28 protein-coding genes are annotated in these 26429 nt (G+C 70.4%); 13 read left to right on the forward strand and 15 right to left on the reverse strand.

All coding sequences use genetic code 11. The features are described 5' to 3' along the window. Positions 1–135: 135 nt before the first annotated feature. Positions 136–2241, forward strand: coding sequence for a pseudouridine synthase (locus J2S75_RS05050; protein WP_307018736.1), 2106 nt, complete (start codon positions 136–138; stop codon positions 2239–2241). 12 nt (positions 2242–2253) lie between these two features. Then, complete coding sequence (gene rsmD, locus J2S75_RS05055; protein ID WP_307018737.1) at positions 2254–2811, forward strand: 16S rRNA (guanine(966)-N(2))-methyltransferase RsmD; 558 nt, start codon at positions 2254–2256, stop codon at positions 2809–2811. Between the two features lie 19 nt (positions 2812–2830). Here the strand turns inward: rsmD and J2S75_RS05060 are convergent, their stop codons facing one another. Then, positions 2831–3634, reverse strand: a complete 804-nt coding sequence (locus tag J2S75_RS05060; RefSeq protein WP_307018738.1) for an alpha/beta hydrolase — start codon at positions 3632–3634, stop codon at positions 2831–2833. Positions 3635–3961: 327 nt separating this feature from the next. Here J2S75_RS05060 and infC point away from each other — a divergent pair, with 327 nt between their 5' ends. Further along, positions 3962–4486 (forward strand): translation initiation factor IF-3, encoded by a 525-nt coding sequence (gene infC / locus J2S75_RS05065; RefSeq protein WP_307018739.1) that lies wholly within the window; start codon positions 3962–3964, stop codon positions 4484–4486. A gap of 168 nt (positions 4487–4654) precedes the next feature. Here the strand turns inward: infC and J2S75_RS05070 are convergent, their stop codons facing one another. The 5 genes from J2S75_RS05070 to J2S75_RS05090 form a co-directional block, all read right to left on the reverse strand. After that, positions 4655–6004 (reverse strand): bifunctional folylpolyglutamate synthase/dihydrofolate synthase, encoded by a 1350-nt coding sequence (locus J2S75_RS05070; RefSeq protein WP_307018740.1) that lies wholly within the window; start codon positions 6002–6004, stop codon positions 4655–4657. Between the two features lie 7 nt (positions 6005–6011). Then, the gene (accD, locus tag J2S75_RS05075; RefSeq protein WP_307018741.1) at positions 6012–6965 is read right to left on the reverse strand and encodes an acetyl-CoA carboxylase, carboxyltransferase subunit beta; all 954 of its coding nucleotides are present in this window, start codon (positions 6963–6965) and stop codon (positions 6012–6014) included. 145 nt (positions 6966–7110) lie between these two features. Continuing rightward, the gene (gene trpA / locus J2S75_RS05080) at positions 7111–7950 is read right to left on the reverse strand and encodes a tryptophan synthase subunit alpha (protein ID WP_307018742.1); all 840 of its coding nucleotides are present in this window, start codon (positions 7948–7950) and stop codon (positions 7111–7113) included. Then, positions 7947–9179 carry a tryptophan synthase subunit beta gene (trpB, locus tag J2S75_RS05085; RefSeq protein ID WP_307018743.1) on the reverse strand — a complete coding sequence of 411 codons (1233 nt, stop codon included), beginning with the start codon at positions 9177–9179 and terminating at the stop codon, positions 7947–7949. The genes trpA and trpB overlap by 4 nt, the downstream gene beginning before the upstream one ends. After that, on the reverse strand, positions 9176–9907 hold the full coding sequence (locus J2S75_RS05090) for a phosphoribosylanthranilate isomerase (RefSeq protein ID WP_307018744.1): 732 nt from the start codon (positions 9905–9907) through the stop codon (positions 9176–9178). Before J2S75_RS05090 ends, trpB begins: the two co-directional genes overlap by 4 nt. Positions 9908–10176: 269 nt before the next feature. On the opposite strand from J2S75_RS05090, the gene cysP reads away from it, so the two are divergent. The 3 genes from cysP (at position 10177) to cysW (ending at position 13061) form a co-directional block, all read left to right on the forward strand. Beyond that, positions 10177–11202: a thiosulfate ABC transporter substrate-binding protein CysP gene (gene cysP, locus J2S75_RS05095; RefSeq protein WP_307018745.1), complete on the forward strand. Its 1026-nt coding sequence runs from the start codon at positions 10177–10179 to the stop codon at positions 11200–11202. A 147-nt stretch (positions 11203–11349) separates the two neighbouring features. After that, a complete protein-coding gene (cysT, locus tag J2S75_RS05100) occupies positions 11350–12171 on the forward strand; it encodes a sulfate ABC transporter permease subunit CysT (protein WP_307018746.1) in 822 nt (273 codons plus the stop codon). A gap of 2 nt (positions 12172–12173) precedes the next feature. Next, positions 12174–13061 carry a sulfate ABC transporter permease subunit CysW gene (gene cysW / locus J2S75_RS05105; protein ID WP_307018747.1) on the forward strand — a complete coding sequence of 296 codons (888 nt, stop codon included), beginning with the start codon at positions 12174–12176 and terminating at the stop codon, positions 13059–13061. Positions 13062–13223: 162 nt separating this feature from the next. On the opposite strand, the gene lhpI is transcribed toward cysW, so the two are convergent. The 8 genes from lhpI to J2S75_RS05145 all read right to left on the reverse strand — a co-directional run bounded on the left by lhpI (position 13224) and on the right by J2S75_RS05145 (position 20188). Continuing rightward, the gene (gene lhpI / locus J2S75_RS05110) at positions 13224–14183 is read right to left on the reverse strand and encodes a bifunctional Delta(1)-pyrroline-2-carboxylate/Delta(1)-piperideine-2-carboxylate reductase (protein ID WP_307018748.1); all 960 of its coding nucleotides are present in this window, start codon (positions 14181–14183) and stop codon (positions 13224–13226) included. Positions 14184–14195: 12 nt separating this feature from the next. Further along, positions 14196–14543, reverse strand: coding sequence for a LapA family protein (locus J2S75_RS05115; RefSeq protein WP_307018749.1), 348 nt, complete (start codon positions 14541–14543; stop codon positions 14196–14198). Positions 14544–14565: 22 nt separating this feature from the next. After that, the gene (locus J2S75_RS05120; protein WP_244379899.1) at positions 14566–14859 is read right to left on the reverse strand and encodes an integration host factor subunit beta; all 294 of its coding nucleotides are present in this window, start codon (positions 14857–14859) and stop codon (positions 14566–14568) included. 75 nt (positions 14860–14934) lie between these two features. Beyond that, positions 14935–15915, reverse strand: a complete 981-nt coding sequence (sppA, locus tag J2S75_RS05125) for a signal peptide peptidase SppA (protein WP_307018750.1) — start codon at positions 15913–15915, stop codon at positions 14935–14937. 81 nt (positions 15916–15996) lie between these two features. Next, complete coding sequence (locus J2S75_RS05130) at positions 15997–16614, reverse strand: DapH/DapD/GlmU-related protein (RefSeq protein ID WP_307018751.1); 618 nt, start codon at positions 16612–16614, stop codon at positions 15997–15999. 15 nt (positions 16615–16629) lie between these two features. Next, positions 16630–17376, reverse strand: a complete 747-nt coding sequence (locus J2S75_RS05135) for a DUF1045 domain-containing protein (protein WP_307018752.1) — start codon at positions 17374–17376, stop codon at positions 16630–16632. 12 nt (positions 17377–17388) lie between these two features. After that, positions 17389–18528 (reverse strand): alpha-D-ribose 1-methylphosphonate 5-triphosphate diphosphatase, encoded by a 1140-nt coding sequence (locus J2S75_RS05140; protein WP_307018753.1) that lies wholly within the window; start codon positions 18526–18528, stop codon positions 17389–17391. 64 nt (positions 18529–18592) lie between these two features. Then, a complete protein-coding gene (locus J2S75_RS05145; RefSeq protein ID WP_307018754.1) occupies positions 18593–20188 on the reverse strand; it encodes a gamma-glutamyltransferase in 1596 nt (531 codons plus the stop codon). 99 nt (positions 20189–20287) lie between these two features. Here J2S75_RS05145 and J2S75_RS05150 point away from each other — a divergent pair, with 99 nt between their 5' ends. The 3 genes from J2S75_RS05150 (at position 20288) to J2S75_RS05160 (ending at position 23037) form a co-directional block, all read left to right on the forward strand. Further along, entirely contained in the window at positions 20288–20527 is a 240-nt protein-coding gene (locus J2S75_RS05150; RefSeq protein ID WP_307018755.1) for a hypothetical protein, read from the forward strand. A gap of 601 nt (positions 20528–21128) precedes the next feature. Further along, positions 21129–22259: a type III PLP-dependent enzyme gene (locus tag J2S75_RS05155; protein ID WP_307018756.1), complete on the forward strand. Its 1131-nt coding sequence runs from the start codon at positions 21129–21131 to the stop codon at positions 22257–22259. 181 nt (positions 22260–22440) lie between these two features. Further along, entirely contained in the window at positions 22441–23037 is a 597-nt protein-coding gene (locus tag J2S75_RS05160; protein ID WP_307018757.1) for a GNAT family N-acetyltransferase, read from the forward strand. Positions 23038–23137: 100 nt separating this feature from the next. On the opposite strand, the gene J2S75_RS05165 is transcribed toward J2S75_RS05160, so the two are convergent. Then, a complete protein-coding gene (locus J2S75_RS05165; protein ID WP_307018758.1) occupies positions 23138–23554 on the reverse strand; it encodes an Ohr family peroxiredoxin in 417 nt (138 codons plus the stop codon). A gap of 228 nt (positions 23555–23782) precedes the next feature. On the opposite strand from J2S75_RS05165, the gene ygfZ reads away from it, so the two are divergent. The 4 genes from ygfZ to J2S75_RS05185 are packed head-to-tail and all read left to right on the forward strand — an operon-like array spanning position 23783 to position 26397. Beyond that, positions 23783–24631 (forward strand): CAF17-like 4Fe-4S cluster assembly/insertion protein YgfZ, encoded by an 849-nt coding sequence (ygfZ, locus tag J2S75_RS05170; protein ID WP_307018759.1) that lies wholly within the window; start codon positions 23783–23785, stop codon positions 24629–24631. An 8-nt stretch (positions 24632–24639) separates the two neighbouring features. Next, the gene (locus tag J2S75_RS05175) at positions 24640–25227 is read left to right on the forward strand and encodes a DNA-3-methyladenine glycosylase I (protein WP_307019150.1); all 588 of its coding nucleotides are present in this window, start codon (positions 24640–24642) and stop codon (positions 25225–25227) included. A 28-nt stretch (positions 25228–25255) separates the two neighbouring features. Then, the gene (locus J2S75_RS05180; protein ID WP_307019152.1) at positions 25256–25894 is read left to right on the forward strand and encodes a YfbR-like 5'-deoxynucleotidase; all 639 of its coding nucleotides are present in this window, start codon (positions 25256–25258) and stop codon (positions 25892–25894) included. Then, positions 25891–26397 (forward strand): tyrosine phosphatase family protein, encoded by a 507-nt coding sequence (locus J2S75_RS05185; RefSeq protein ID WP_307018760.1) that lies wholly within the window; start codon positions 25891–25893, stop codon positions 26395–26397. Before J2S75_RS05180 ends, J2S75_RS05185 begins: the two co-directional genes overlap by 4 nt. Positions 26398–26429 lie beyond the last annotated feature (32 nt).

A 26429-nucleotide genomic window follows, 5' to 3' on the forward strand; every position in this document is an offset into this window, starting at 1 on the left:
TGCCCGGCCGCCGGCGGCGCCCGCCGCGTCGGAATCCTCGCTCGTCAAGGCCCTGCTCGCCTGAAATCTCGCCAAAAGCTCGCATCCCCCCGCAGGACATGCTAGCACCCGCCGCCCGGAGACCGGATCATCCCCATGCCCAAAAACACGCCGCCCCGCAAGGAACACAACCGCGTCCCCCGCCCCGCCCGCCCGGCGGCGCCGGAGGAGGCCGGCCCGCGCGAGGCCGAGCGCGTCGCCAAGGTGGTCGCCCGCGCCGGGCTCGGCTCGCGCCGCGAGATCGAGGAATGGATCCTCGCCGGGCGCGTCGCGGTGAATGGCGAGGTGCTGGAAAGCCCCGCCCGCACCGTTACCGCCGAGGACGAGATCACCGTCGACGGGGTGAAGCTGCCCGACCGCGAGCGCACGCGGCTTTTTCTCTACCACAAGCCGAAGGGCGTGGTGACGACCAATTACGACCCGGAAGGGCGCCCGACCCTGTTCGAGATTCTGCCCCCCGGCCTGCCGCGCCTCGTCTCCGTCGGCCGGCTCGACCTCAACACCGAGGGGCTGATCCTGCTCACCAATGATGGCGGGCTCTCGCGTGTGCTGGAGCTGCCGGAAACCGGCTGGCTGCGCCGCTACCGCGTGCGCGCCAAGGGCGACATCACCCAGGACAAGCTCGACGCGCTGATCGCCGGCGTCACCGTCGACGGGGTGCAGTATGGGCCGATCGAGGCGGTGCTCGACCGCGTGCAGGGCGCCAATGTGTGGCTGACCCTGGCGCTGCGCGAGGGCAAGAACCGCGAAGTGCGCAATGTGCTGGGCTCGCTCGGGCTCGACGTGAACCGTCTGATCCGCCTCTCCTATGGCCCGTTCCAGCTCGGCGAGCTGGCGCAGGGCGAGGCGGAGGAGGTGCGCACCCGCGTGCTGGCCGACCAGCTCGGCGAGGCGCTGGCCAAGCAGGCGGGCGCGGATTTCGAGGGGCCGCTGTTCAACCATGCCGAGGACGAGGCGCCCAAGCGCCCGGCGAAGCCCGGCAAGGCGCGCTACGCCAAGCCGGAAGGGGCGGAGGACCGCCACCGCCGCCTGCCCATCGACACCGAGCCGGGCGAGGGCAAGAGCGTGACCGCCGGTGTCGTTGCCGACCGCAAGGGCCGCAAGGTGCTCGTGCAGCGCGTGCGCTCCACCGAACCGGTGCCCGAGCCCGCCCCGGCCCGCGCCCGCCGCGACGAGGAGCGCGCCAGCGTGCGCACCGGAACGCGTCCCGGCGCCGCTGTCGGCGAGCGTGGCGGCGAGCGCACCTTCCGCAAGCGCCCGGAGCGGGCCGGGGAGGCGGACGGCGCCGTCGAGCGCGAGGAGCGTCCCTTCCGCGAGCGTCCCGCCCGCGCCGGCGCCAAGAGCCGCGACCGCAAGGTCGGCGGCCCGCGTCCCGCCCGTCCGCGTGTCGAGCGCGAGGGCGAGGCGGGCGAACGTTCCGAGCGTCCTTTCCGCAGCCGCGACGAGGGCGGCGACCGCGCCCCGCGCGGCGAGCGCCCCGCGCGCCCTTTCCGCGAGCGCGGCGAGCGTCCGCAGCGCAGCGAAGGTTCGGAGCGGGGGGAGCGTCCCTTCCGCGGCGCCGGCAGCGACCGGCCCTATAGCGGCCGGGTCAAATCCGAGCAGACGCGCAGCTTCCGCCCGCGCACCGAGGGTGACGAACGCCCGCCCCGCCGCGAGCGTCCCGAAGGCGACCGTCCCTTCCGCGAGCGCGCCCCGCGCCCGGAGGGTGAGCGTCCCGCGCGCTCCTTCCGGCCGCGTCCGGAAGGGCAGGAGCGCCCCGCCCGCCGCGAACGCCCCGAAGGCGACCGGCCCTTCCGCGAGCGTGCGCCCCGCCCCGAGGGCGCGCGCCCGTTCCGCAGCCGCGACGACCGGCCCGCGCGGGACGACCGCCCGCCGCGCGAGGACCGTGGTGACCGCGCGCCGCGCGGCGATCGCCCGGCCCGCCCCTTCGGTGAACGGCCGGCGGGCGGCGCCGGCAAGAGTTATGGCGCCAAGAATTTCGGCGCCAAGAATTTCGCCGACCGGCCGGAAGGGCGTTCGGGTGGCGGCAAGCCTACTTCGGGCAAGCCCGGCGGCCGGCCGGCGGGTGGCAAATCCTTCGGCGGCAAACCCTCGGGGGGCCGCCCCACCGGCGGTAAGCCGTCCGGCGGGCGCCCCGCCGGGGGTAAACCCTCTGGCGGCAAACCCGGCGGCGGGCGTCCGCCGCGGTCGCCGCGCGGCTGACGGGGCGCGTCGATGCGCATCGTCGGCGGGCGCTTCAAGGGCCGCGCGCTGCGCGGCCCCTCCTCCAACGCCACCCGGCCAACCTCCGACCGGTTGCGCGAGGCGCTGTTCAACGTGCTCGCCCATGCCTATGGCGATGCCGCCGACGGCGCCCGCGTGCTCGACCTGTTCGCGGGCACCGGCGCGCTGGGGCTGGAAGCGCTCTCGCGCGGCGCGCGGCTGGCGGTGTTCGTCGACGAGGCGCCGGAACCGCGCGGGCTGATCCGCGCCAATGTCGAGACGCTCGGCGTCGGCGGCATCACCCGCATCTTCCGCCGCGACGCGACGAAGCTGGGCGAGGCCTTCGCCAATGACGCCTTCGATCTCGTCTTCTGCGATCCGCCCTATGGGCGCGGATTGGCCGAAAAGGCGCTGGCGAGCGCGCTTTCCGGCAAATGGCTGGCGCCGGAGGCGCTCGTCGTGGTGGAGGAATCGGTCGAGGCCGGCTTCAGCGCCCCGGAAGGTTTCGAGGAACTGGAGCGCCGCCGCTACGACAGCAGCGAGATCGTCATCCTGCGCGCCCCGGGCTGAACGGCGCGCCGGCGCGCCCTCACCCCACCTCCTGCACCGCCGCGAGAATCCGCTCGATGTCCTCCGGCCGCGAGAGGCGGTGGTCGCCGTCCTTGATCAGGCTCAGCACCACATCGTCCTCGGCGAGGCAGGTGACGAGCCGCAGCGCGTGCTGCCACGGCACATCAGGGTCGGCCACGCCCTGCAGGATGCGCACCGGGCAGCCGACGGCGAAGGGGGCGCCGAGCACGAGGTTCTGCCGCCCGTCCTCGATCAGCGCCCGGGTGATGACCTGGCCGGGGCCGTATTGCGAGGGGCGCACCCAGCGCCCGTCATGCAGCAGCGCGGCGCGGACATCCTCCGGCATCGCCTTCCACATCAGTTCTTCCGTGAAATCCGGGGCCGGGGCAATCAGCACCAGCGCGGCGAGGCGCGCGCTCTCGCCCCGTGCCGCCAGCGCCCGGGCGAGCAGCAGCGCGATCCAGCCGCCCATGGAGGAGCCGACGACGATCTGCGGGCCCTCGGTCATCCGGTCGAATACGGCGAAGGCGTCCTCGGCCCAGCGCGAGATGGTGCCCTCCTCGAAGGCGCCGCCGGATTCGCCATGGCCGGAATAGTCGAAGCGCACCACGCGCCGGTCGTGCGCCGCGCCCCAGTCCGCCAGAGCTTCCGCCTTGGTGCCGCGCATGTCGGAGAGGAAACCGCCGCACCACAGGATGCCGGGATGTTCCGGGCTCGCGCGGCCGGGGGTGACGCGCACCGCGATGGCGCGGGCATCCGCGCCGACGCTGAGGAAGGAAGGGGCGGCGCCCGCGTCGGGACGGGTGGGGGTGGCCTCGCTCATCTCTGTCTCCTCCGGTCGGGGCACGAACGGTGCGCGGCAACCTCTCGGCCGGCAAAAGCCTTGCGATTCGAGGCGCGCGCGCCATCTTGGCTTACAGGCACACCTCGCGTGGGAACAGGGCCGGCGGGCATGGTGACGACGAAAGCCGGCCGAGCCTGCGTTATTACACGCGATCCGTGCTTTACCGCCGTTGACTTCTGACGGGTTTGTCACGATCTTCTGCGACCGTTTTACGCGCGCGGAAATCAGCCGGCCGGCGACCCTTCGAAGCGCGGTGGAAACGCTACTTTCTGAAATGGCAGAGGAGAAGACGCCATTCGCCGCCCCATGAGACCCGTCGCGCCGGAAAAGGACGGTCCGCGCGTCAACGAAGATATCCGCATCCGCGAAGTTCAGCTCATCGACCAGGACGGGCAGAATCGCGGCGTCGTGCTGACGCGCGATGCGATTGCGATGGCGCAGGACGCCGGACTCGATCTCGTCGAGATCGCGCCGAACTCGGCCCCGCCCGTCTGCAAGATTCTCGACTATGGCCGGTTCAAATACCAGAACCAGAAGAAGGCCAACGAGGCGCGCAAGAAGCAGCACGTCGTCGAGATCAAGGAAATCAAGCTGCGGCCCGGCATCGACACCCATGACTATGAGGTGAAGATGAAGGCCATCCACCGCTTCTTCGAGGAAGGCGACAAGGTGAAGATCACCCTGCGCTTCCGCGGCCGCGAGATGGCGCACCAGGAGCTCGGCTACAAGCTGCTCAACAAGGTGAAGGAAGAGCTGGCGACCATCGCCAAGGTCGAGGCCGAGCCCTCGCTGGAAGGCCGCCAGATGATCATGGTGCTGGCCCCGCGCTGAGGCGCGGCGGCCACCCTTCGACCGACATCATCCCGGAACGGCCGCGAGGCCGTATCCGGGATTGTCGTTTGCGCGCCAACGTTCGCGCCAGCCTTTGCCGCAAGCCTTCGCGCCCCAGCCTTCGCGCCCCAGACTTGGCGCCCCTGCCTTGGCGCCCCTGTCTGCGCCTCAGTCCGGCAGCGAGCCGTTCTCGCCCAGCACCGCGCCGGCGAGATAGAGCGATCCGGCGATCAGCACGCGCGGCGCGGCCCCGACGGGAAATTCCGCCAGCCCTTCCAGCGCGGCGGCGACGCTCGGGGCGGTGGAGGCATCGAGCCCGTGCCCCCGCGCCGCTTCCGCCAGCGCTTCCGGCGCCGCGCCCTTGTGTTCGCCCGGCACCGGCACCGCTATCAGTTCGCGGGCGAGGCCGGCGAAGGGCGCGAGGAAGGCGTCCGCATCCTTGTTGCCCAGCATGCCGACGATCAGCACCAGCGGCCGCGACACCCGGTCTTCGAGATCGGCCAGCGCGGCGGCGAGTGCCTGACCGCCGGCGGCGTTGTGGCCGCCATCGAGCCAGATGTCGACGCCTTCCGGGGCGCGGGCCGTGAGTGGGCCGGGGCCCAGCCGCTGCAGCCGCGCCGGCCATTGCGCGCTGCGCATGCCTTCCTCGAAGGCGGAGGGCGGCAGGCCGAGATTGGCGACGCGCAACGCCTCCACCGCGAGGCCGGCATTGACGATCTGGTGCGGGCCGACGAGGCGCGGGCGCGGCAGGTCGAGCAGGCCCGCCTCGTCGGCGACGACCAGCCGGCCGCCCTCCTCATGTGCCTGATAGTGCTCGCCCATCACCGAGAGCGGCACGCCGAGCCGCGCCGCCTGCCGCTCGATCGTGCGCAGCGCCTCGCGCGGCTGGTGGCCCAGCACGGCGGGCACGCCGCGCTTGAGGATGCCGGCCTTCTCGCCGGCGATTTCCGCCACGGTCTCGCCGAGGAAATCGACATGGTCGATGGAGACCGGGGTGATGACGCTCACCAGCGGCCGTTCGATCACATTGGTGGCGTCGAGCCGGCCGCCGAGGCCGACTTCCAGCAGCAATATATCGGCGGGGGTTTCCGCGAACAGCAGCAGCGCCGCCGCCGTGGTGATCTCGAAAAAGGTGATCGGCTCGCCGCCATTGGCCTCTTCCGCCCGCGCCAGCGCGCCGGTGAGGCGGGCATCGTCCACCAGCGTGCCGGCGAGGCGGATGCGCTCGTTGAAGCGCACCAGATGCGGCGAGGTGTAGACATGCACGCGCTGGCCGGCGGCTTCCAGGATCGCCCGCATGAAGGCGACGGTGGAGCCCTTGCCATTGGTGCCGGCGACATGGATCACCGGCGGCAGCCGCCGCTCGGGATGGCCGAGCCGCTCCAGCAGCCGCCACATCCGGTCGAGCGAGAGGTCGATCAGCTTCGGGTGCAGCGCCAGCAGCCGGTCGAAAATGTCGTCCACCGGCGCCCGCGGCCCCTCGGTGGGCGCGGGGCCGGCGGCGGGGAGCGCGCTCATGGGGGCCTCAGGCGCTGGCGGGCGCAGGGTTGGCGGCGGGGGCCGGCAGGGCCGGGGCCTCGGCCGGCTTGTCTTCGGTGGGCTTCACTGCGGCCTTCGCCTCGCCCGCTGCGGCCGGGGCGCGCATCAGCAGGCGGCAGAGGCGTGCCAGTGTCGGGCGCATCTGGTGGCGGTGGACGACGAGATCGATCATGCCATGGTCGCGCAGATATTCGGCGCGCTGGAATCCTTCGGGCAGCTTCTCGCGTATGGTCTGCTCGATGACGCGCGGGCCGGCGAAGCCGATCAGCGCGCCGGGCTCGGCGATCTGGATGTCGCCCAGCATGGCATAGGAGGCGGTGACGCCACCCGTGGTCGGGTTGGTCAGCACCACGATATAGGGCAGCTTCGCCTCGCGCAGTTCCTGGATGGCGCAGGTGGTGCGCGGCATCTGCATCAGCGAGAGGATGCCTTCCTGCATGCGCGCGCCGCCGGACGAGGCGAACATGATGAAGGGCGTGCCGCGCGAGGCGGCGGTCTCAAGCCCGGTGACGATGGCTTCGCCCGCCGCCATGCCGAGCGAACCGCCCATGAAGCCGAAATCCTGCACCGCCACAGTGACGGGCAGGCCTTCCAGCTTGCCATAGCCGACCTTCACCGCGTCCTGCGCGCCGGTCTTGGTACGGGCGTCCTTGAGGCGGTCGACATAGCGCTTCTCGTCGCGGAACTTCAGCGGGTCGATGGCCACCGCCGGCAGCCCGATATCGTACCATTTGCCGCCATCGAACACCGAGCGCAGGCGCGCGGTCGGGTCCATGCGCATGTGATAGCCGGAGCCGGGGACGACGTGGAGATTCGCCTCCAGATCCTTGTGGAACACCATCTGCCCGGTCTCCGGGCACTTCACCCAGAGATTTTCCGGCACTTCCCGACGGTTCAGGAAGGAGCTCAGCTTGGGGACGACGTTCGAGATCCAGTTCAACGGTCGGGCTCCGGACGGTGACGCAGCGGCCGCGACGGGAGTTTCCCCGCCGCCGGCCGCCCCTCATCTAATGCCGCAGAAGGGCGATGAAAAGGCGCACGCGCGATTCGGCCGCGGCCGCGCGGGCGTGCGCCGGCTTCGACCGCTATTCCGCCGCCTGGCGGCGCACCCCGCGCACGGCCTCGGCGAGCCGGCCGACCAGATCGGTGACGGCGGTGAGGGTGGCGGGCGTGGCGCGGTTCTCGGCATCGAGCGTGGCGCGCAGCGCGTCGATCAGCGCCGAGCCGACCACCACCCCATCGGCATTGGCGGCGATGGCGGCGGCGCTCTCGGGGGTCTTCACGCCGAAGCCGACCGCGACGGGCAGCGTGGTGTGGCGCTTGATCCGCGCCACCGCCCGGCCGACCGCGTCCGGGTCGGCCTGCGCGGCGCCGGTGATGCCGGTGATCGAGACGTAGTAGACGAAGCCCGCCGTGTGGGCGAGCACGGCCGGCAGGCGCTTGTCGTCGGTGGTCGGGGTGGCGAGGCGGATGAAGTCGAGCCCCGCCGCCAGCGCCGGCAGGCAGAGTTCGCCGTCTTCCTCCGGCGGCAGGTCGACCACCACGAGGCCGTCGACGCCCGCCGCCTTGGCGTCAGTGAGGAAGCGCTCGACGCCATAGACATAGACCGGGTTGTAATAGCCCATCAGCACCAGCGGCGTGGTGTCGTCACTCTCGCGGAAGGTCTTCACCATGGCGAGCGTCTTGGCCAGCGTCTGCCCGGCCGCCAGCGCGCGCAGGCCCGCCGCCTGGATCGCCGGGCCGTCGGCCATCGGGTCGGTGAAGGGCACGCCGAGTTCGATGATGTCGGCGCCCGCCGCCGGCAGCGCCTTGAGCAAGGCGAGCGAGGTGTCGTGGTCGGGATCGCCGGCCGTGACGAAGGTGACGAGCGCGGCGCGCCCCTCGGCCGCGCAGGCGCGGAAACGGGTTTCGATGCGGGTGCTCATAGGCTCGTTCCCAGAATGTCCGCCACCTGCGGGATGTCCTTGTCGCCACGGCCGGAGAGGTTGACCACCATCAGGTGATCTTCCGGGAAGGTGGGGGCGAGCTGCGCGACCTTGGCCAGCGCATGCGCCGGCTCCAGCGCCGGGATGATGCCTTCGAGCTTCGCCACCAGCTGGAACGCCTCCAGCGCCTCGTCATCGGTGGCGGAGATATAGGTCGCGCGGCCGGTGTCGTGCAGCCAGGAATGTTCCGGCCCGATGCCGGGATAGTCGAGGCCGGCGGAGATGGAATGCGCCTCGGCGATCTGGCCGTCGGCGTCCATCAGCAGATAGGTGCGGTTGCCGTGCAGCACGCCCGGGCGGCCGCCGGTGAGCGAGGCGGCGTGCTGGCCGGAGGGGATGCCGTGGCCGGCGGCCTCGACGCCGAAGATTTTCACGCTGGGGTCGTCGAGGAAGGGATGGAACAGGCCCATGGCATTGGAGCCGCCGCCGATGCAGGCGATCAGGCTGTCCGGCAGCCGGCCTTCCATCTCAAGCATCTGCTCGCGGGTCTCGGTGCCGATGATGCTCTGGAAGTCGCGCACCATGGCGGGGTAGGGGTGCGGGCCCGCCACCGTGCCGATGCAGTAGAAGGTGTCGGAAACGTTGGTCACCCAGTCGCGCAGCGCCTCGTTCATCGCGTCCTTCAGCGTCTTCGAGCCGGACTGGACCGGAACGACGCTGGCGCCCAGCATCTTCATGCGGAACACGTTGGGCGCCTGCCGGGCGACATCGACGGCGCCCATATAGACGACGCATTCGAGGCCGTAGCGCGCGCAGAGCGTGGCGGTGGCGACGCCGTGCTGGCCGGCGCCGGTCTCGGCGATGATCCGCTTCTTGCCCATGCGGCGGGCGAGCAGGATCTGGCCAAGCACGTTGTTCACCTTGTGCGAGCCGGTGTGGTTCAGCTCTTCGCGCTTGAAATAGATCTTGGCGCCCATCCCCGCCGGCGCGCCGGCGCGCAGATGCTCGGTCAGCCGCTCGGCGTAATAGAGCGGGCTCGGCCGGCCGACATAATGCTTCAGCCCGGCATCCATCTCCGCCTTGTAGGCGGGGTCGGCCTTGGCTTCGTTATAGGCCGTCTCCAGATCGAGGATCAGCGGCATGAGCGTTTCGGCAACGAAACGGCCACCGAAGAGGCCGAAATGCCCGTTGTCGTCGGGGCCGGTGCGGAAGGAATTGGGAGCGTTCACGACGGGCTCGTCTCTCTGGCAGGTGAAGGCGGCGTCGGCGCGGAGCCGGGGGCGGTGTCGCCGGTCGGGGCGGAAGACCCTTGCGCCTCGGCCGCCCGCGCGGCGCGCAGGAAGGCCTCGATGCGGGACGGGTCCTTGATGCCGGGTCCACGTTCGACACCGGAGGATACGTCCAGACCAGGCGGATGGATGAGCCGCACCGCGTCCGCGACGTTTTCCGGGTCGAGCCCGCCTGACAGCATGAAGGGCCGGGCGGGGTCAAGGCCGGCGATGAGGTTCCAGTCGAAGGCGACGCCATTGCCGCCGGGCAGGACGGCGCCCTTGGGCGGCTTGGCGTCGAGCAGCAGCCGGTCGGCCACGCCTTCATAGGCGGCCAGCGCGGCAAGGTCCTCGGCTGAGGCAATGCCGAGCGCCTTCATGACCGGCAGGCCGAAGCGGGCACGGATGGCGGCGACGCGTTCCACGCTCTCGCGGCCGTGCAGCTGCAGCATGTCCGGGCGCAGCGCGTCGATGATCGTGGCGAGCGTGGCGTCGTCGGCGTCGACGGTGAGCGCGACGATCTGCGCCCGCCCGCGCGCCTGCGCGCCGAGGGTGGCGGCGGTGGCGAGGTCGACATGGCGCGGCGAGGGGGCGAAGAACACCATGCCCACCATGTCCGCGCCGGCGCCGAGGGACGCCTCCAGCGTCTCGGCGGTGCTCAGCCCGCAGATTTTGATTTCAAGCGACAAGGCCGCCTCCTCGGAACAGAGCCACCTAGCACGGAACCGGGCTTTGAGGCGAGGGCATCGCCGACAGCGGGGTGGAAGGGGCGCGACATGCCGGCGCAATTCCCCGCCGGGCGCGTGAAATGTCGGCGGCTAGGCTTGAAAATACCCCTTCCGTCACGACATTCCGCATGCTACTCACATTCGACTGTGAAATTATCAAATTCACGATGAAATTACGGATATAGCGGCCTTGTCCTGGCCGCGCGTCCTTCCGACCCTGGAGACTGCCCATGCGCTTCCCGCGCCGCCTTATCCTGACCGCGACCCTCGCCGCCGCGCTGGCGCCGCTCGCCCTCGCCATGCCGCAGGCCCGCGCGCAGGAGCCGAACCAGATCCTCAACGCCTCCTACGACATCGCCCGCGAGCTGTTCGACGCCGAGAACAAGCAGTTCGAGCCGGCCTACAAGGCCAAGACCGGCAAGGAGATCAAGGTCAACCAGAGCCATGCCGGCACGTCCAAGCAGGCGCGTTCCATCGTCGAGGGCCTTGAGGCCGACGTGGTGACCTTCAACCAGATCACCGACATCACCTTCCTCGTCGACAAGGGCTTCGTCGCCAAGGACTGGCAGAGCCGCCTGCCCAACAGCTCCTCGCCCTGGTACTCGTTCCCGGCCTTCCTCGTGCGCGAGGGCAACCCGAAGAACGTCAAGAACTGGGACGACCTCGTCCGTGACGACGTGAAGCTGGTGTTCCCCAACCCGAAGACCTCGGGCAATGCGCGCTACACCTATCTCGCCGCCTATGCCTTCGCGCTGGAGAAGTTCAACGGGGACGTGGCCAAGGCCGACGCCTTCGCCAAGAAGCTGCTCTCCAACGTCGTCGTCTTCGACACCGGCGGGCGCGGCGCCACCACCTCCTTTGTCGAGCGTGAGCAGGGCGACGTGCTCATCACCTTCGAGGCCGAGGTGATCGGCGTGAAGGACGCCTACAAGGACAAGAACTTCCAGGTCGTGGTGCCGGAGGTGAGCCTGCTCGCCGAATTCCCGGTCGCGGTGGTGGACAAGGTGGTCGACAAGCGCGGCTCGCGCCAGATCGCCACCGACTATCTCACCTATCTCTATTCGCCCGAGGGCCAGAAGATCGCCGCCGAGTTCAACAACCGCGTCGTCGACCCCAAGGTGTCCGAGGAGTTCAAGGCCAAGTTTGCGCCCGTCCGCCTCGTCAAGGTCGAAGATGTGTTCGGCGGCTGGGCCAATGCGCAGAAGACCCACTTCGCCTCCGGCGGCAAGCTCGACGAGCTGTTCGTCGCCCCGTGAGGCGCGGGTTTCGCACAGTGTTCGTGTGAATAGCCGTTTCGTGCTGGACTTCTCCGTTGAACTGCGGCATGGCCGGGCTTGCCCCGGCCATTGCCTTTTCACCGCTGCCCGACCCCGGTCGGTGCGACCGACGCAAGGAGCCGACCGTTGAACCGCGTCATACCGGGCTTCTCGCTCTCGCTCGGCATCACCGTGCTGTATCTCAGCCTGATCGTGCTGCTGCCGCTCGGCGCGCTGGTCTGGCAGGCGCTGGATGTCGGCTGGGAGCGCTATCTCGCCATCATGAGCGGGGCGCGCACCCTGGCCGCCTTCCGCATCACCCTTTCCACCGCCGCGCTGGCGACGCTGTTCAACGGCGTCTACGGCCTCGCTTTGGCCTGGGTGCTGGTGCGCTACGACTTTCCCGGCAAGCGTTATCTCGACGCGCTGGTCGATGTGCCCTTCGCCCTGCCCACTGCCGTGGCCGGCCTCGCCCTCTCCGCGCTGTTCGTCAAGAATGGCTGGTTCGGCGGGCCGCTGGCGGCGCTCGGCATCGATGTCGCCTACACCCCTCTCGGCATCGCCATCGCCATGGCCTTCACCTCCATCCCCTTCGTGGTGCGCACGGTGCAGCCGGTGCTGGAGGATCTCGCCGCCGATGTGGAAGAAGCGGCGGCGACGCTCGGCGCCTCGGATCTGCGTATCTTCGCCCGCATCATCTTTCCCGCCATCCTGCCGGCCTTCCTCACTGGCGCCTCGCTCGGATTCGCCCGCTCGCTGGGCGAGTTCGGCGCCATCATCTTCATCGCCGGCAACCTGCCGCTGAAGACCGAGGTGGTCTCGCTGCTGACCTTCATCCGCATCGAGGAATATGACTACCCCGCCGCTGCCGCCATTGCCGCGACGCTGCTGGGCTTCGCTTTCGTCCTGCTGTTCCTGGTCAACATGCTCCAGCTCTGGCAGCAGCGCCGCATCGGCACGGGGGATTGAGCATGGCGAGCGACCCCAGAACTCAAGCCACCGCCCAGGGCTCCCGCCGTATCCGCGTCGGCGATGGGCCGGCGACGCGCCGCGTGCTCGTGGGCGGCGTGCTGCTCGTCACCGCGCTGGTGCTGGTGGCGCCGCTGCTGGCGATTTTTGTCGAGGCGTTCAAGCATGGCATGGCCGCCTATGCCGCCTCCTTCGCCGCGCCGGACACGCAATACGCCATCGGCCTGACCCTGTTCACCGCGCTGATCGTGGTGCCGGTCAATGTCGGCTTCGGCATCGCGGCGGCCTGGTGCATCGCCAAGTTCCGCTTCCCCGGCCGCAACCTGCTGGTGGCGCTGGTGGAGCTTCCCTTCTCCATCTCGCCGATCATCGCCGGCGTCGCCTATCTCTTCGTCTATGGCGCGCAGGGGCTGCTGGGGCCCTGGCTCGGCGAGCACGACATCAAGATCATGTTCGCCGTACCGGCGATCATTCTCGCCAGCCTGTTCGTCACCGCGCCCTTCGTCGCCCGCGAGCTGATCCCGCTGATGATCGCTCAAGGGTCGGAGGAAGAGGAAGCGGCGGTAACGCTGGGGGCAGGGGGCTGGCGCATCCTGCGCCTCGTCACCCTGCCGAATGTCCGCTTCGCCCTGCTCTATGGCGCGGCTTTGTGCAATGCGCGCGTGATGGGCGAATTCGGTGCGGTGTCGGTGGTGTCGGGCAATATTCGCGGCCAGACCAACACGCTGCCGCTGCAGATCGAGCTGCTCTATCAGGACAATAACGCGGTGGCCGCCTTCGCGGTGGCGACGCTGCTGACACTGGTGGCGCTGGTGACGCTGGTGGCGAAGGCGATCATCGAGCGGCTCGACGCGGCGCGGGTGAAGGCGCAGGGCAGGCCGGGGCACTGATCGACGCGGGCTTGCGGCGGTGTGCGTGCTTCGAGGCCGGCCCTGCGGGCGGCGCCTCAGCATCACGGCGTTTCATGCAAGACAAGGCGGCCCGTCATCCTGAGGTGCCCGGCCCCCGGCCGGGCCTCGAAGGACGCCGGTGGCCGATGCGGCGCGGGCTCCTCAGCCCTTCAGCGCCTTCCACACCAGCTCGGCGGCGGCGAGGTCCTCGATGGCGGTGCCGACCGATTTGAACAGGGTGATCTCGTCGGCGCTGCCCCGCCCCCTGGCGGTGCCCGCGGTCAGTTCGAACAGGTCGCCGTGGATGTCCTCCGGCGCCAGCACGCCGCTCGCCAGCGGGATGACGATGTCACCCGCCTCCTTGCCGGCCCCGGCGCGGGTATCGACATAGACGCGCGCCCGGCGGATCGCCGCGTCATCGGCCTCGCGCATGATCGGGGTGAAGCCGCCGACAAGGTCGACATGCTGGCCGGGGCTGAGATAGCGACCCTCGACCAGCGGCTGCGGCGAGAGCGTGGCTGACGTGACGATGTCGGCCCCCGCGATGGCCGCGCCGCGATCGGCCTCGGCCGTGGCATTGAAGCCCTCATTGCGCAGGCTCTCCGCCAGCGCTTCGGCCTTGGCGAGTGTGCGGTTCCAGACGGTGATGGTGCGGATGGGGCGCACGCTGGCATGGGCGCGGGCGAGATAGGGCGCGAGCGCCCCGGCGCCGATCACCGCCAGCCGGGTCGCATCTTCGCGGGCGAGATAGCGGGCGGCGAGCGCGGAGGCGGCGGCGGTGCGCCACACGGTGAGGGTGCGCGCGTCCATCACCGCCAGGGGCTGGCCGGTGGCGCCGGAATTGAGCAGATAGAGCCCGGTGATGCTCTCGAGGCCCCGGGCGCTGTTGCCGGGGAACACGGTCACCAGCTTGGTGCCGTACACGTCGTCCTCGGTGCCCTCGCTGGTCCAGGCCGGCATCAGCAGCGCGGTGGCGTCGCCATCCGGCCGCGGCATGGTGTGGTGGTGGCGCACCGGCACGGTGATGCGGCGGCGGAAGGCGGCCTCAAGCGCGTCGATCAGCGCGGGAAAGGTCAGCAGTCCGGCGATCTCGCCGGACGACACGAAGCGCACATTGCTCATGGGAAGGTTCCGTCAGGCCGCGTCGCGACGATGGGCGAGTACCGGCCGCGCCACCGGGTCGCGGTGGGCGGCGCGCAGCTCTTCCACCTCGGCATGGGCCGAGCGCGCCTCGCGGGCGGAGCGGCGGGCGGCCTTGCGGTAGCGGCCCTGGCTGAACCACGCCGCCACGCCGCCCAGCACCACGCCGACGATCATCGCGGCGAAGATGACGAGGAACAGCGGCGCTTCCACCGACCAGCCGCCGGCCCCGGTCAGCGGGTCGATCACCAGCGACACCGGATGGCGGTTGGCCACGGCGAGCATGACGAGCCCCACCGAGACCGGCAGGACGATGAGGATCAGCAGTAGACGACGCAGCACGACTTCTCCCTTCGGGGCAGCCTTATTCCAGGTCGACGCCATCGTTCAGGCGCTCGCGCATTTCCTTGCCCGTCTTGAAATAGGGCACGGCCTTGCCGTCGACATCCACATGCTCGCCCGTGCGCGGGTTGCGCCCGGTGCGGGCCGGGCGCGCCTTCACGGAGAAGGCACCGAAACCGCGCAGCTCGACACGGTCGCCGCGGCCGAGCGCCGCGACGATCTCGTCGAGTATGGCATTCACGATGTTCTCGACATCGCGTTGATAAAGATGCGGATTCGCCTCGGCGATCCGCTGCACCAATTCGGACTTGATCATCGACGCCCCGGCCCCTTTTCCGTTCGGCTCGTCGGTACTCCAAAAAATATATATTTTGGAAGCTCTTGGCCCCGTCTAGCCACCGCGAGGGTGCCAGAGGGCCAGAAGACCGTCAAGGCGGGCCTGTTCCGCAGCCCCACCCGCCGCATCTGCCACGAGACGGGCGATATCTTCAAGCCCGATCAACGACATCAGACGCACCGAGAGGGCGTGCAGCCAGCCGAATTCGTCGCCGGCGCGGTCCGTGTGCCAGTCACGTATGGGAAGATCCTTGTCGATCCCCTTCTCGCGCGCCAGCCAGTCGCGCCCGGTGCGCTCATCGCCGATCTCGTCGATAAGGCGCATGGGCAGCGCCTGATGGCCGGTGAACACCCGTCCGTCGGCGGCGAGGGCGAGCTTGTCGGCGTCGAGCAGCCGGCGCTCGGCCACCAGCCCCTTGAACCAGTCATAGCTGTCCGCCACCAGCGCGCGCACCGCGGCCCTCGCCTCCTCGGTCGGCGGATCGAACATGTTGGGCGCGGCCTTGAGCGGGCTCGACTTGATCTCCTCATAGGAGATGCCGACATTCTTCATCAGTTCGGCGAAGTTGGGGAACTGGAAGATCACGCCGATCGAGCCGACCAGCGCGTTGCGCGGCGCGACGATATGGTCGGCGCCGAGCGCGGCGATATAGGCGCCAGAAGCGGCCATGCCGCCCACCACCGCGACGATCGGCTTCTTCTCCGCCAGCCGGCGCAGCGCGTCATAGAGCGCCGCCGAGCCAACCACCGTGCCGCCGGGGCTGTCGATCGACAGGATCACCGCCTTGGCGCCGGACTTGCCGATGGCCTCCAGCATCTCGATCCGCTCGCGCTCATTGCGGATGACGCCGCCAATGGTGACGCGGGCGACATGGGCGGAGGCGCGCGGCAGCACCGCGCCGTCGCTCCACCAGGCAAAGGCGCCGAGCCCGCCGAAGAGAACCACCAGCAGCGCGAACACCCGCCAGAAGGCGAGCTTGCGCCGCAGCCGGCGGCGGGCGAGCACCTCGTCGACATCAAGTGCGCTGGCGGCCATGGCGTTCTCCTGCGTTGCCGCCAAGGCGTAGCGGCGCGGCGCAGCCGGCGCAAGGGTGGGAAAGGACGGGTGCGGCGGCGCCTACCCGCCGTACTTTTCCAGAAACGCCTCGATGGAGAGGGCGCGAAAATCCTCCAGCGCCGCGCGCAGGCGTGCGTGGTCCCAGTCCCACCAGGCCAGGGCCTGCAGCCGGGCGGCGATGGCGGCGGGGAAGCGCTCGCGCACCGGCTTGGCCGGCACCCCGGCGACGATGGTGTAGGGCGCGACATCCTTCGTCACCACCGCGCCGGCCGCCACCACCGCGCCGTCGCCGATGCGGCGGCCGGGCAGCACGATGGCGCCATGGCCGATCCAGACATCATGGCCGATGCTCACCGGCTGGTCGCGGCGCCAGGCGAAGAAATCCGGCTCGTCCTGCGCATCGTCGAAATAGGCGGAAGCGCGGTAGGTGAAATGCGACTGGCTGGCCCGCTGCATCGGATGGTTGCCGGGGTTGATCCGGGTCATCGCGGCGATGGAGGTGAAGCGGCCGATGCGCGTATAGGCGATGTCGGAATCATTGACGACATAGGAATAGTCGCCGAGCTCGACTTCCAGCAGCTGGGTACGCGGGCCCACCTCGGTATAGCGCCCCAGCGTCGAGCGGGTGACCTCGGCGGTGGGGTCGACGGTCGGCGCCGGGCCGAGCTTCTGTGCCATGGGGCGGACCTGCCTTCAGCTGCCGAAGGGAAAGCGGGCGATCAGCCGGAACGGGCCGGTCTCCTGCCGGTAAAGCGCGATTTCGCGGACGATGAGCGGCCCGTCGCCGCCGCTGGCGGCGAAATGCTCGGCCAGCTCCGCTTCCGCCAATGCCCGCTCCTCGTCTTCCAGCGGGCCGGTGAGCGTCATGTGGAAGCGGAAATCGTCCAGCACATAGGGATAGCCCCAGCGGTCGAGATATTCGCGCTGGCGCGGGGTGAGCGGCGCGCGCAGGCGCTTCTCGCGCTCGGCCTCGGTCATCGGCGCGCGGAATTCGTCCAGCGCGGCCACGGCGCCGGCGGCGAGCCGGTCCAGCGCGGCGCTGGGCGCGGCGAGGCGCAAAGCGAGGAAGCGGCCGATGCTGGCCAGCGTCACGCCGGGGCAGGCAAAGCCGGCGCGGTTGCCGGCAAAGCGGGCACAGGCGGCGGTGAGTTCCGCTTCGCGCCGGCCGGGGGCCAGGCGGAAGGGGGCTTTCAGCGTGGCGTGGAAGCCATAGCGGCGCGGCTCGGCGGTGATCTCGCTCCAGCGCGCGGCATCGAAGCGGCGCAGCGCCAGCGGCGCGGACGGCGTGCCGGCTTCCGCGTCATAGCCCAGCACGGCGGAGCCGAAGCGCCAGAGCGGGCTCTGCGCCGGCGGGGCGAAGTAGAGCGCGTAGCGTGGCGTCGCCGGGCGGGCGGCGGCGGCCTCGGCCGGCGGGGCGGCGGGGTTGGGTTGCGCGGTCATGGACGGCCCCTTTCAGAACACGCGCCGGCCGGCGACGAACACCTCGTCGATGCGCGGCGTGTCCTCCGCGAGGCGGAAGCGCACAAGATCGGCGCGCAGGCCCTCTTGCAGCCGCCCGCGATCCTCCAGCCGGGCGAGCCGGGCCGGGGCGGCGGTGACGAGGGCGAGGGCGTCGGGCAGGGAAAGGTCGGCGGTGCGGGTCAGCGCCAGCGCCCCCTGCAGCAGGCTCGCCGGCACATAGTCGGAGGCGAGCGCGTCGAGCAGCCCTTCGCGGGCGAGTTCGCGCATCGACACGCCGCCGGAATGCGAGCCGCCGCGCACCACATTCGGCGAGCCGCCAATCGTGGCGAGCCCGCCCGCGCGGGCGGCACGCGCCGCCTCCAGCGTGGTGGGGAATTCGGAAATGGTGCAGCCGGCCGCCAGTGCCTCGTCGACATGGGCCGGCGTGGTGTCGTCATGGCTCGACAGCACGAGGCCGGAGGAGGCGAACAGCGCCACCATGCGCTGGTAGTTTTCCGCCACCGCGCCCCGCGCGCGCTCGATCCGGTCGGCGACCTCGGCGTCAATATCGCCGCCGCTCTTGCCGATGCCGGTGAGATAGACCTTGAGATGCTCGACATTGCGCCATTGGCGGGTGCCGGGCGTGTGGTCCATCAGCGAGGCGAGCGCCAGGGTCGGCCGGCCGAGCGCGGCGTCGACGAGATCGGGCAGGGTGCGGTCGGTCAGCTCGCAGCGCAGATGGATGCGGTGGTCGACGCGGAACAGGTTGCGCTCGACGCCGGAATCGACCGCGTCCAGCATCACCTCATACAGCGCCCGGCGGTCGGCCTTGGCCTGGTCGAAGCCGCCGGCACAGATGGCGTCATAGACCGTGGTGACGCCGGAGGCGGCCATCTGCGCGTCATGCGCCAGCGCGGCGGCGCGGGAATCCGGCCAGATCACCTTCGGGCGCGGCACGAAATGACCTTCCAGCGCGTCCGTGTGCAGGTCGATCAGCCCCGGCGCGAGGAAGGCGCCTTCGCAGTCGATGGCGGCGGGAAGATGCGAGCGGCCTTCGTCGATCGCGCGGATTCGCCCTTCCCCATGGACCAGCGTGCCGTCGATCACGCGGTCTTCCAGAACAAGGCGGGCATTGGTGAGAATCACGTCCATGGCGGCGCGTCTCGCATGTTGTTGTGACCGTTCGATGAAGTCGCGGGAGGCTCACCCGCCCGTCTCACACCCCGTCCGCGCCACCCTCGCCGCGCGGATCATGGGCGCCCTCCAGCCCCGACGTGCCGGGATGCAGCACCACCGCGCCGGCGCATCCCACGGCATCGGAAAATGGCACGCCGATGATCTCGACATCGTGACCGGCGGCGGCGAGCCGGTCGGCCAGCTGCTCGTCAAACCCCGCCTCCAGAAGCAGCCTCTCGTCCCGCCGCCAGCGCGGCGCGGCGAGCGCGGCCCCGAGCGGGGCGCCGCCGAGGTAGCGGCTGAGAATGCGCGCCTCGGCCAGGGCCGGGCTGTCGCCGCCGCTGCCGACGCCCATGACGCGCCCATCCGCCAGCACCGCGAGGCTGGCGCTCAGCGTCACCGGCGGGCGGCGACCGGGCTGCAGCGGGGCGAGCGCGCGCGGATCGAGCGTGAAGGCGGCGCCGCTATTGTTCATCAGCACGCCGGTCGCCGGCAGTACCAGGCCGGAGCCGAAGGGCGCATGCAGCGAGGAGAGGCAGGAAACCACCAGCCCGCTTCGATCCGCCGCGCCGATCCATGCGCCGCCAATGTCGCCGTTCGCTGCCGTGCGGCGCGGACCGGGCGCGGCGCGCCGGAGGTCGATCCCCGCCGCCGCGCGCGCCAGCGCCTCCGGGGCGAGAAGCTCGGCCGGGTCGGCGCTGAGCACGATGGAATCGGTGAGCGCCGGCGCGGCGATCTCCTGCGCCCGCCGGCCGGCCTCGATCAGACCATGGACAGGCGCGAAGCCTTCGGTTTCGGCGATACTGAGCCGGCTAAACAGCGCGAGGGTGAGTAGCGTCACCAGCCCCGGCGCCGGTGGAGGCGGTGCCCACAATGTCAGGCCCGGCAGCTTCACGCTGAGCGCCGGCCGGGTGCGGGCGGCGTAGGCGGTAAAGTCGGCACGGGCGAGCGGGCTGCCCGCGCGTTGCAGATCCGCCGCCATTTCGCGCGCGACATCGCCCCGGTAGAAATCGCTGAGCCCGGCCAGGGCGAGATGTTCCAGCGTATCGGCCAGACGCGCGCAGGGCTGATGCGTGCCGGGCTCCGGCACCATGCCGTCCGCCGCGAGAAAGGCGGCGCGGAAGCCGGGCACGGCGTCGAGCTCCACCCGTGTCCGGGTAGCGGCACGGAACTGCCCGGTTGAGACCGCGCGGTTGGCGCGGGCAAGCTCACGCGCCGATTCCAGCAGGCGCCGCATCGGCATCCGCCCGCCATGGGCGCGCGCGGCTTCCTGCGCCCGCATCCAGCCGCCGACCGCGCCGGGCGCGGTGAGGGCGGCAAGCGCGCCGCGCCGGGGAAGCTCGTCAAGATCGCGCGCCCGGTAGAAAGCCGCGTCGGCGCCCGCCCCCGCCGGGCCGGCGGCGTCGATCACGGTGACGCGCCCGGCGGGATCGCGAATCAGCCACAGCCCGTCACCGCCGAGCCCGCCCAGATGCGGGCAGGCCACCGCCAGCGCGGCGGCGGCGGCGAGCGCGGCCTCTATGGCGTTGCCGCCCTCTTCCAGCACGGCGCGACCGGTTTCGGTCGCCTGCGGATGGGGCGTGGCGACCATGCCGGCGCCGGCGCGCGCGCTCTCGTGAACCTGATCATGGGCCATTCCGCACTCCACCTGCGCCCTTGCCGCCGCCCGGCGGCTTGACCCGCGCCGTCGGGCATAGCAGGTTGCGCCCCGCCGAAGTAGACGGATTGGGACGCGATGAGCACGGGCCGACGCATTCGCTGGGACAATGTCAGCACGGTGGCAAGCGCCGCCATCCTGCTGGGCGCCGAGCTGATCGGCGCCGGCCTTGCCGCCGGCTGGGCCCTCGCCGCCCTGTTCCAGGCGAGCCTGATGTGGGAACTCATCTTCGAGGGCGCCTTCGCCCTGCTCGCCCTCTACGGCATTTATCGTTTCGTGATGAAGGCCAAGTCGGTCGAACCCTTCGTCGAAGGCTGACGCAAGCGGGATGCAAGCCCGGGGCAAGTCCCGCACCGCCCTGCGATACCGCTTGCGGCGTGTGCATGCCGATATATCGGGCGCATGCGATAAAAATCGCAAAAGCCGCTTGCATATGACAGCGTAGAACCCTAAATCCCGCCCTGCCCAACATTCGCACGTGCCTGTGGTCGCGTGCCGATCGGCGGAAGTCCGGACAAGAGGCCGGAAAATCGCCAGTCAGATCGGTAGCCGGAGGCGAAACCGGCGCACCTCGCTCTCAGCGGGGAACGTGACTTGAAGCAACGACGTACGGGCTTTTTTGGTCTCTGTCGGCCCTCCAAAGGTCGGGAAACTGAAGAGGCACTACTTCTTGCCGGGCGTGCGGTCGGGTCTCCCGTACCAAGCGAAGGCATTGGACGACGCTGGCGCTCTCCACATGCGCGCAGCGGCGCTTTGATGCCACGGCTCCATTCCGAACGACCGAACGGCTTGTGCCGCGCGGCCGGCGGACGGATGCGCATTCCTGCCATCAACGCGGCCCATTGGCGCCGCTTGAGGGTGGTCGCATCCACATGTCCGCTTCATCTGGATCGAGGCTTCGGGTCTGTGGGAGAGCGCCATGACCGACCGTATTCGCGAATTTCTGCGCAACCGACGTGAGGACGGTCCTTGCGTCGTCGTCGATCTCGACGTGGTGCGCGCCAATTATGCCGCCTTCGCCCGGGCGCTGCCGGACACCCGCGTGTTCTACGCGGTGAAGGCGAACCCCGACGCGGCCATCCTCTCGGCGCTGGCCGAGATGGGCTCCTGCTTCGACTGCGCCTCGGTCGCCGAGATCATGATGGCGCTCGCCGCCGGTGCCTCGCCCGACCGCATTTCCTTCGGCAACACCATCAAGAAGGAGCGCGACGTGGCGCGCGCCTTCGAGCTGGGCGTGCGCCTGTTCGCGGTCGATTCCACCGAGGAAGTCGAGAAGATCGCCCGCGTCGCCGCCGGCTCCAAGGTGTTCTGCCGCATCCTGTGCGACGGCGCCGGCGCCGAATGGCCGCTGTCGCGCAAGTTCGGCTGCGAGCCCGACATGGCCGTCGACGTGCTGGAGCATGCCCACCGGCGCGGGCTGGAGGCGCATGGCGTCTCCTTCCATGTCGGTTCGCAGCAGAAGAATGTCGAAGCCTGGGATTCCGCGCTGGCCTCGGCGAGCGCGATCTTCCGTGATTGCGCCGAGCGCGGCTTCTCGCTCAGCCTGGTCAATCTCGGCGGTGGTTTTCCGGCGAAGTATCTGCAGGACGTGCCGGCCGCCGAGGCCTATGGCGAGGCGATCTTCCGCGCCCTCTCCCGGCATTTCGGCAATGCCATCCCGCAGACCATCATCGAGCCGGGCCGCGGCATGGTCGGCGCCGCCGGCCTGATCGAGGCCGAAGTGGTGCTGATCTCGAAGAAGTCGGACAGCGATTCGGTGCGCTGGGTCTATCTCGACATCGGCAAGTTCGGCGGCCTCGCCGAGACGATGGACGAGGCGATCCGCTACCCGATCGTGACCCCGCGCGACGGCGATGCGGTGGAGCCCTGCGTGCTCGCCGGCCCGACCTGCGATTCGGCCGACGTGCTGTACGAGAAGACCCCGGTGATGCTGCCGGTGTCGCTCGCCATCGGCGACAAGGTGCTGATCGAGGCTACCGGCGCCTACACCACCACCTATTCGGCGGTGGCGTTCAACGGCTTCGATCCGCTGCGATCCTATGTGATCTGAGGCGGTTCGACCCCCGCACCACCCTCATGGCCGGGCCCGACCCGGCCATCCAGCCTCCCGCGCAACGGGAGGGATCCCCGGCTCAAACCCGGGGATGAGGGCGGAGAGGGGGACGGCTCACAGCTTTCACAATTCCCTGTCACCTCTTTTGCCCGGTCCATCCCGGGTGTTGGAGGCCGTCATGTGCACCTCTTCGCTCGCCCGCACCACCCCGGCCATCTCGCTGGAGTCCGCCGCCGATGTCGCCCAGCGCGAGGCGCTGCTCGACCTCGCCTTCGGCCGCGCCGCCCGCCTCGCCAAGACCAGCGAGCGCCTGCGCGAAGGCCGCAAGCCGGCCGAAGGCCTCGCCTTCGCCTCGCACGGCCCGGACGGGCGCGTGGTGGCGACGCTGCGCCTGTGGCACGTCACGGCCGGCCCCGGCCGCCCGGCGCTGTTGCTCGGCCCGCTGGCGGTGCATCCGTGGTTCCGCGACCGCGGCCTCGGCGGCGCGCTGATGAACACCGCCATCTGCGAGGCGACCCGGCTCGGCCATGGCGCCATTCTGCTGGTGGGTGACGCGCCCTATTATGCGCGCTTCGGCTTCGCTCCGGCGCTGACCGAGGGCCTGTGGCTGCCCGGCGCCTTCGACCGCAGCCGCTTCCTCGGGCTGGAGCTGGTGCCCGGTGCGCTGGCCGGCGCGCGCGGCCTCGTCAGCCCCACCGGCGCACCGGTGGAACTGCCGAGCCTCGGCGAACTGGTGGCCCAGGGCGGCACCGGCGAATTGCGCCGCACGGCGTGAGCGGCGGGGGCGCGGCGCCCCGCCGTCTCCAATCGCCTGTCCAGACATGAAAATCCCCGGGCGGAGGGCCTGGGGATTACATCTTTCGCGGCTGAGCGTCTCAGCCGACGCTGAGCTCCACCGGGATGTTGCCGCGCGTCGCCTTGGAATAGGGGCACATCTGGTGCGCGGCCTCCAGCACCTCCTGGGTCTGCTCCGGCGACAGCGCCGGGGCCTTCAGCGACAGCTTGGCGGCAAGGCTGTAGCCGTCATCGCCCTTCACCAGCGACACCGCGACGGTGACGGCGGCGCCGCTCACGTCGAGCTTCTTCTGATGGCCCACCGCCTCGACAGCGGAGCCGAAGCAGGCGGCATAGCCGGTGGCGAACAAATGCTCGGGCGTGGTCTTGCCGGAATCGAGCACGCCGTTCTTCGGCATGCCGAGATCGACCGAAACCGAGCCGTCGCTGGTCTGGGAATGGCCGTTGCGGCCGCCGACGGCGGTGGCGGTGCCGGTGAAGAGAACGGTGCCGGACATGCAAATCTCCCTGTGAAATGGTGGGGGGCCGCAACCGGCCCGCACGCCTCAAGATGGGGCGCCCCGCGAACCGGGCAACCGCACGGGGCCGATTGACTGTCGCGGCTGCACGGCGGCGGCGATTTGTTCCCGTTTCGTTTCTTCAGGCTTGCCCACCGGCGCCGCGCGTCGTACCTCTCTGGCAACCTGCCCGCCTGCCGGGCCTTCCTGAGTTCGGAGCGCGCCTCCATGCCGATCGCGATCCTGAAGGAGCGCGCCGTCGCCCGCATCGCCGGGGCCGACGCCGCGCATTTCCTCGACAATCTGCTCACCGCCCGCACCCCCGCGCCCGGCGCAGCGCGCTATGCCGCGCTGCTCGCCCCGCAGGGCAAGATCGTCGCCGACATGATCGTGCTGGCGACGGAGGGCGGGTTCCGCCTCGATATTCCCCGCGCGGTCGCGCCCGATCTGCTCAAGCGGCTGCAGCTCTACCGGCTGCGGGCCAAGGTGGAGATCGGCCTGCTCGACGACCTCAACGTCGCGGTGGCCTGGGGCGGGGCGAGCCCGCTCATCGACACGCTTTCCTATGACGATCCCCGCCTGCCGGCGCTCGGCCGGCGCTTCCTGCTCCCCGCCGCCGAGGCGGCGCAGATTTCCATGGTGCCGGACGCGGAATGGCACGCCCACCGCATCACCCTCGGCGTGCCCGAGGGCGGGCAGGATTTCCTCTATGGCGACGCCTTCCCGCATGAGGCCGACATGGACCAGCTCGGCGGCATCGATTTCGACAAGGGCTGCTATGTCGGGCAGGAAATCGTCAGCCGCATGCAGCATCGCGGCACGGCGCGCACCCGGATCATTCCCATGGCGCTGTGCGGCCCGCCGCCGGCCGAAGGCACGCCGATCACCGCCGGCGGCAAGAGCCTCGGCCGCATCGGTTCGGGAATTGACGGGCGCGCCCTCGCCCTGATCCGGCTCGACCGGCTGGAGGAAGCGCGTGCCGCCGGCCAGACCGTCGAGGCGGACGGCGCCGCGCTGGTGCCCGAACGCCCGGCCTGGGCGCGCTTCGCCATTCCCGGCACGGAGGAGGGGGCGTGAAGGTCCATATGCATGAAGACGGCGTAACGCGCTGCGCCTGGTGCGGCACCGATCCGCTCTATGTCGCCTATCACGACAGCGAATGGGGCGTGCCGGAATATGACGACCGGGCCCTGTTCGAGAAGCTGATCCTCGACGGCTTTCAGGCCGGCCTCGCCTGGATCACCATCCTGCGCAAGCGCGAGGGTTTTCGCGCGGCGTTTGACGGCTTCCAGCCGGAGATCATCGCCCGTTACACGCCCGACAAGGTGGAGGCGCTGATGCAGGACACGGGCATCGTGCGCAACCGTTCCAAGATCGAATCGACCATCCGCTCGGCGCAGGTCTGGCTCGACATTCAGGAGCGCGGTCCGGGTTTCTCCAGGCTGCTCTGGGACATCAACGGCCCGGTGCTGGACAATCGCCGCGCGCCGGGCGATCCGGCGCTGGTGACCTCGCCCGTGGCCGTCGCCATGTCGAAGGAATTGAAGAAGCGCGGCTTCAATTTCGTCGGGCCGACCATCGTCTACGCCTTCATGCAGGCGGTGGGCATGGTGGACGACCACGCCATTACCTGCCACCGGCACGGGCTGGCAGCCCAAGATGCGCGGGCGTGAGGGCGGCGCGATGGGCCTTGCCGACGCGATGACGCCCGCAAAGAAGGTGGTGGCGACCAGACCCGTGCGCGCCTGGCAGCGCATGCTCTCGGGCCGGCGGCTCGACCTCATCAACCCCTCGCCGCTCGATATCGAGATCGAGGATGTCGCCCATGGCCTCGCCCGCGTCGCCCGCTGGAACGGCCAGACGGCCGGCGAGCACATTTTCTCGGTGGCGCAGCACTCGGTGCTGGTGGAACTCATCGCGCGCCGTCAGGCGGCGGCACGGGGCGCGGACATTGATCGGCGCTGGCGGCTCGCCATGCTGCTGCACGACGCGCCGGAATATGTGGTCGGCGACATGATCAGCCCGTTCAAGGCGTTGATCGGCGGCGATTACAAGGCGGTGGAGGCGCGCCTGCTGGCGGCGGTGAGCCTGCGCTTCGGCCTGCCGGCGCAGTGGCCGGCGACGCTGGTGGCGCGGGTGAAGGCGGCCGACCGCGCCAGCGCCTTTCTGGAAGCGACAAGGCTGGCCGGCTTCGCCATCCCCGAGGCGCGGCGCCTGTTCGGCACGCCCTGCCCGCTCGACAGCGCGTTGGAACGGGATTACCTCACCCCCTGGAGCGCGGGCGAGGCCAAGGCCCGCTTCCTCGCCCGCTTCGAGGAACTGGTCGCGGAGGCCCCATGATCCATGTCTGCCCGCTCTCGCGGCTGGAGGAAACCGTCGCCCGCACCCGCGCCGAGCATGTGCTCTCGGTGATCAATGCTGCGACGCCCGTGACGCTGCCGGCCACGGTGCGGCCGGAGAACCATCTCTTTGTCGGGTTCAACGATATTCTGAGCCCGCAGGAAGGGCTGATCCACCCCTCGCTCGACCATGTCGAGGCGATTCTCGGCTTTGCCCGCCGCTGGCCGCGTGAGGCGCCGCTGGTCGTGCACTGCTATCTCGGGGTGAGCCGCTCCACCGCCTCGGCCTATATCGCCGCCTGCGCGCTGGCGCCGGAGCGCGACGAGGGCGAGATCGCCCGGGCGCTGCGCGCCGCCTCGCCCATCGCCACGCCGAACGCGCTGCTGGTGGAGATCGCCGACGGCGTGCTCGGCCGGCAGGGCCGCATGCGCGCCGCCATCGCCGCCATCGGCCGGGGCCGCGAGGCGATGGAGAATGAGCCGTTCGAGATCCGGCTGGGGTGAGAATGGCCGGGCCGGCGTGCCGGCCCGGCGCT

This window comes from Ancylobacter polymorphus (genome assembly GCF_030813495.1).
GTDB classification, from domain to species: Bacteria; Pseudomonadota; Alphaproteobacteria; order Rhizobiales; family Xanthobacteraceae; genus Ancylobacter; species Ancylobacter polymorphus.

What these genes read in the sequence shown, in the direction of transcription:
- J2S75_RS05050 (WP_307018736.1), top strand. Translation starts at nt 136, where the DNA reads ATGCCCAAAAACACGCCGCCCCGCAAGGAACACAACCGCGTCCCCCGC.
- rsmD (WP_307018737.1), top strand. Translation starts at nt 2,254, where the DNA reads ATGCGCATCGTCGGCGGGCGCTTCAAGGGCCGCGCGCTGCGCGGCCCC.
- J2S75_RS05060 (WP_307018738.1), bottom strand. Translation starts at nt 3,634, where the DNA reads ATGAGCGAGGCCACCCCCACCCGTCCCGACGCGGGCGCCGCCCCTTCC.
- infC (WP_307018739.1), top strand. Translation starts at nt 3,962, where the DNA reads ATGAGACCCGTCGCGCCGGAAAAGGACGGTCCGCGCGTCAACGAAGAT.
- J2S75_RS05070 (WP_307018740.1), bottom strand. Translation starts at nt 6,004, where the DNA reads ATGAGCGCGCTCCCCGCCGCCGGCCCCGCGCCCACCGAGGGGCCGCGG.
- trpA (WP_307018742.1), bottom strand. Translation starts at nt 7,950, where the DNA reads ATGAGCACCCGCATCGAAACCCGTTTCCGCGCCTGCGCGGCCGAGGGG.
- cysP (WP_307018745.1), top strand. Translation starts at nt 10,177, where the DNA reads ATGCGCTTCCCGCGCCGCCTTATCCTGACCGCGACCCTCGCCGCCGCG.
- cysW (WP_307018747.1), top strand. Translation starts at nt 12,174, where the DNA reads ATGGCGAGCGACCCCAGAACTCAAGCCACCGCCCAGGGCTCCCGCCGT.
- lhpI (WP_307018748.1), bottom strand. Translation starts at nt 14,183, where the DNA reads ATGAGCAATGTGCGCTTCGTGTCGTCCGGCGAGATCGCCGGACTGCTG.
- J2S75_RS05120 (WP_244379899.1), bottom strand. Translation starts at nt 14,859, where the DNA reads ATGATCAAGTCCGAATTGGTGCAGCGGATCGCCGAGGCGAATCCGCAT.
- sppA (WP_307018750.1), bottom strand. Translation starts at nt 15,915, where the DNA reads ATGGCCGCCAGCGCACTTGATGTCGACGAGGTGCTCGCCCGCCGCCGG.
- J2S75_RS05130 (WP_307018751.1), bottom strand. Translation starts at nt 16,614, where the DNA reads ATGGCACAGAAGCTCGGCCCGGCGCCGACCGTCGACCCCACCGCCGAG.
- J2S75_RS05135 (WP_307018752.1), bottom strand. Translation starts at nt 17,376, where the DNA reads ATGACCGCGCAACCCAACCCCGCCGCCCCGCCGGCCGAGGCCGCCGCC.
- J2S75_RS05140 (WP_307018753.1), bottom strand. Translation starts at nt 18,528, where the DNA reads ATGGACGTGATTCTCACCAATGCCCGCCTTGTTCTGGAAGACCGCGTG.
- J2S75_RS05145 (WP_307018754.1), bottom strand. Translation starts at nt 20,188, where the DNA reads ATGGCCCATGATCAGGTTCACGAGAGCGCGCGCGCCGGCGCCGGCATG.
- J2S75_RS05150 (WP_307018755.1), top strand. Translation starts at nt 20,288, where the DNA reads ATGAGCACGGGCCGACGCATTCGCTGGGACAATGTCAGCACGGTGGCA.
- J2S75_RS05155 (WP_307018756.1), top strand. Translation starts at nt 21,129, where the DNA reads ATGACCGACCGTATTCGCGAATTTCTGCGCAACCGACGTGAGGACGGT.
- J2S75_RS05160 (WP_307018757.1), top strand. Translation starts at nt 22,441, where the DNA reads ATGTGCACCTCTTCGCTCGCCCGCACCACCCCGGCCATCTCGCTGGAG.
- J2S75_RS05165 (WP_307018758.1), bottom strand. Translation starts at nt 23,554, where the DNA reads ATGTCCGGCACCGTTCTCTTCACCGGCACCGCCACCGCCGTCGGCGGC.
- ygfZ (WP_307018759.1), top strand. Translation starts at nt 23,783, where the DNA reads ATGCCGATCGCGATCCTGAAGGAGCGCGCCGTCGCCCGCATCGCCGGG.
- J2S75_RS05175 (WP_307019150.1), top strand. Translation starts at nt 24,640, where the DNA reads ATGCATGAAGACGGCGTAACGCGCTGCGCCTGGTGCGGCACCGATCCG.
- J2S75_RS05180 (WP_307019152.1), top strand. Translation starts at nt 25,256, where the DNA reads ATGACGCCCGCAAAGAAGGTGGTGGCGACCAGACCCGTGCGCGCCTGG.
- J2S75_RS05185 (WP_307018760.1), top strand. Translation starts at nt 25,891, where the DNA reads ATGATCCATGTCTGCCCGCTCTCGCGGCTGGAGGAAACCGTCGCCCGC.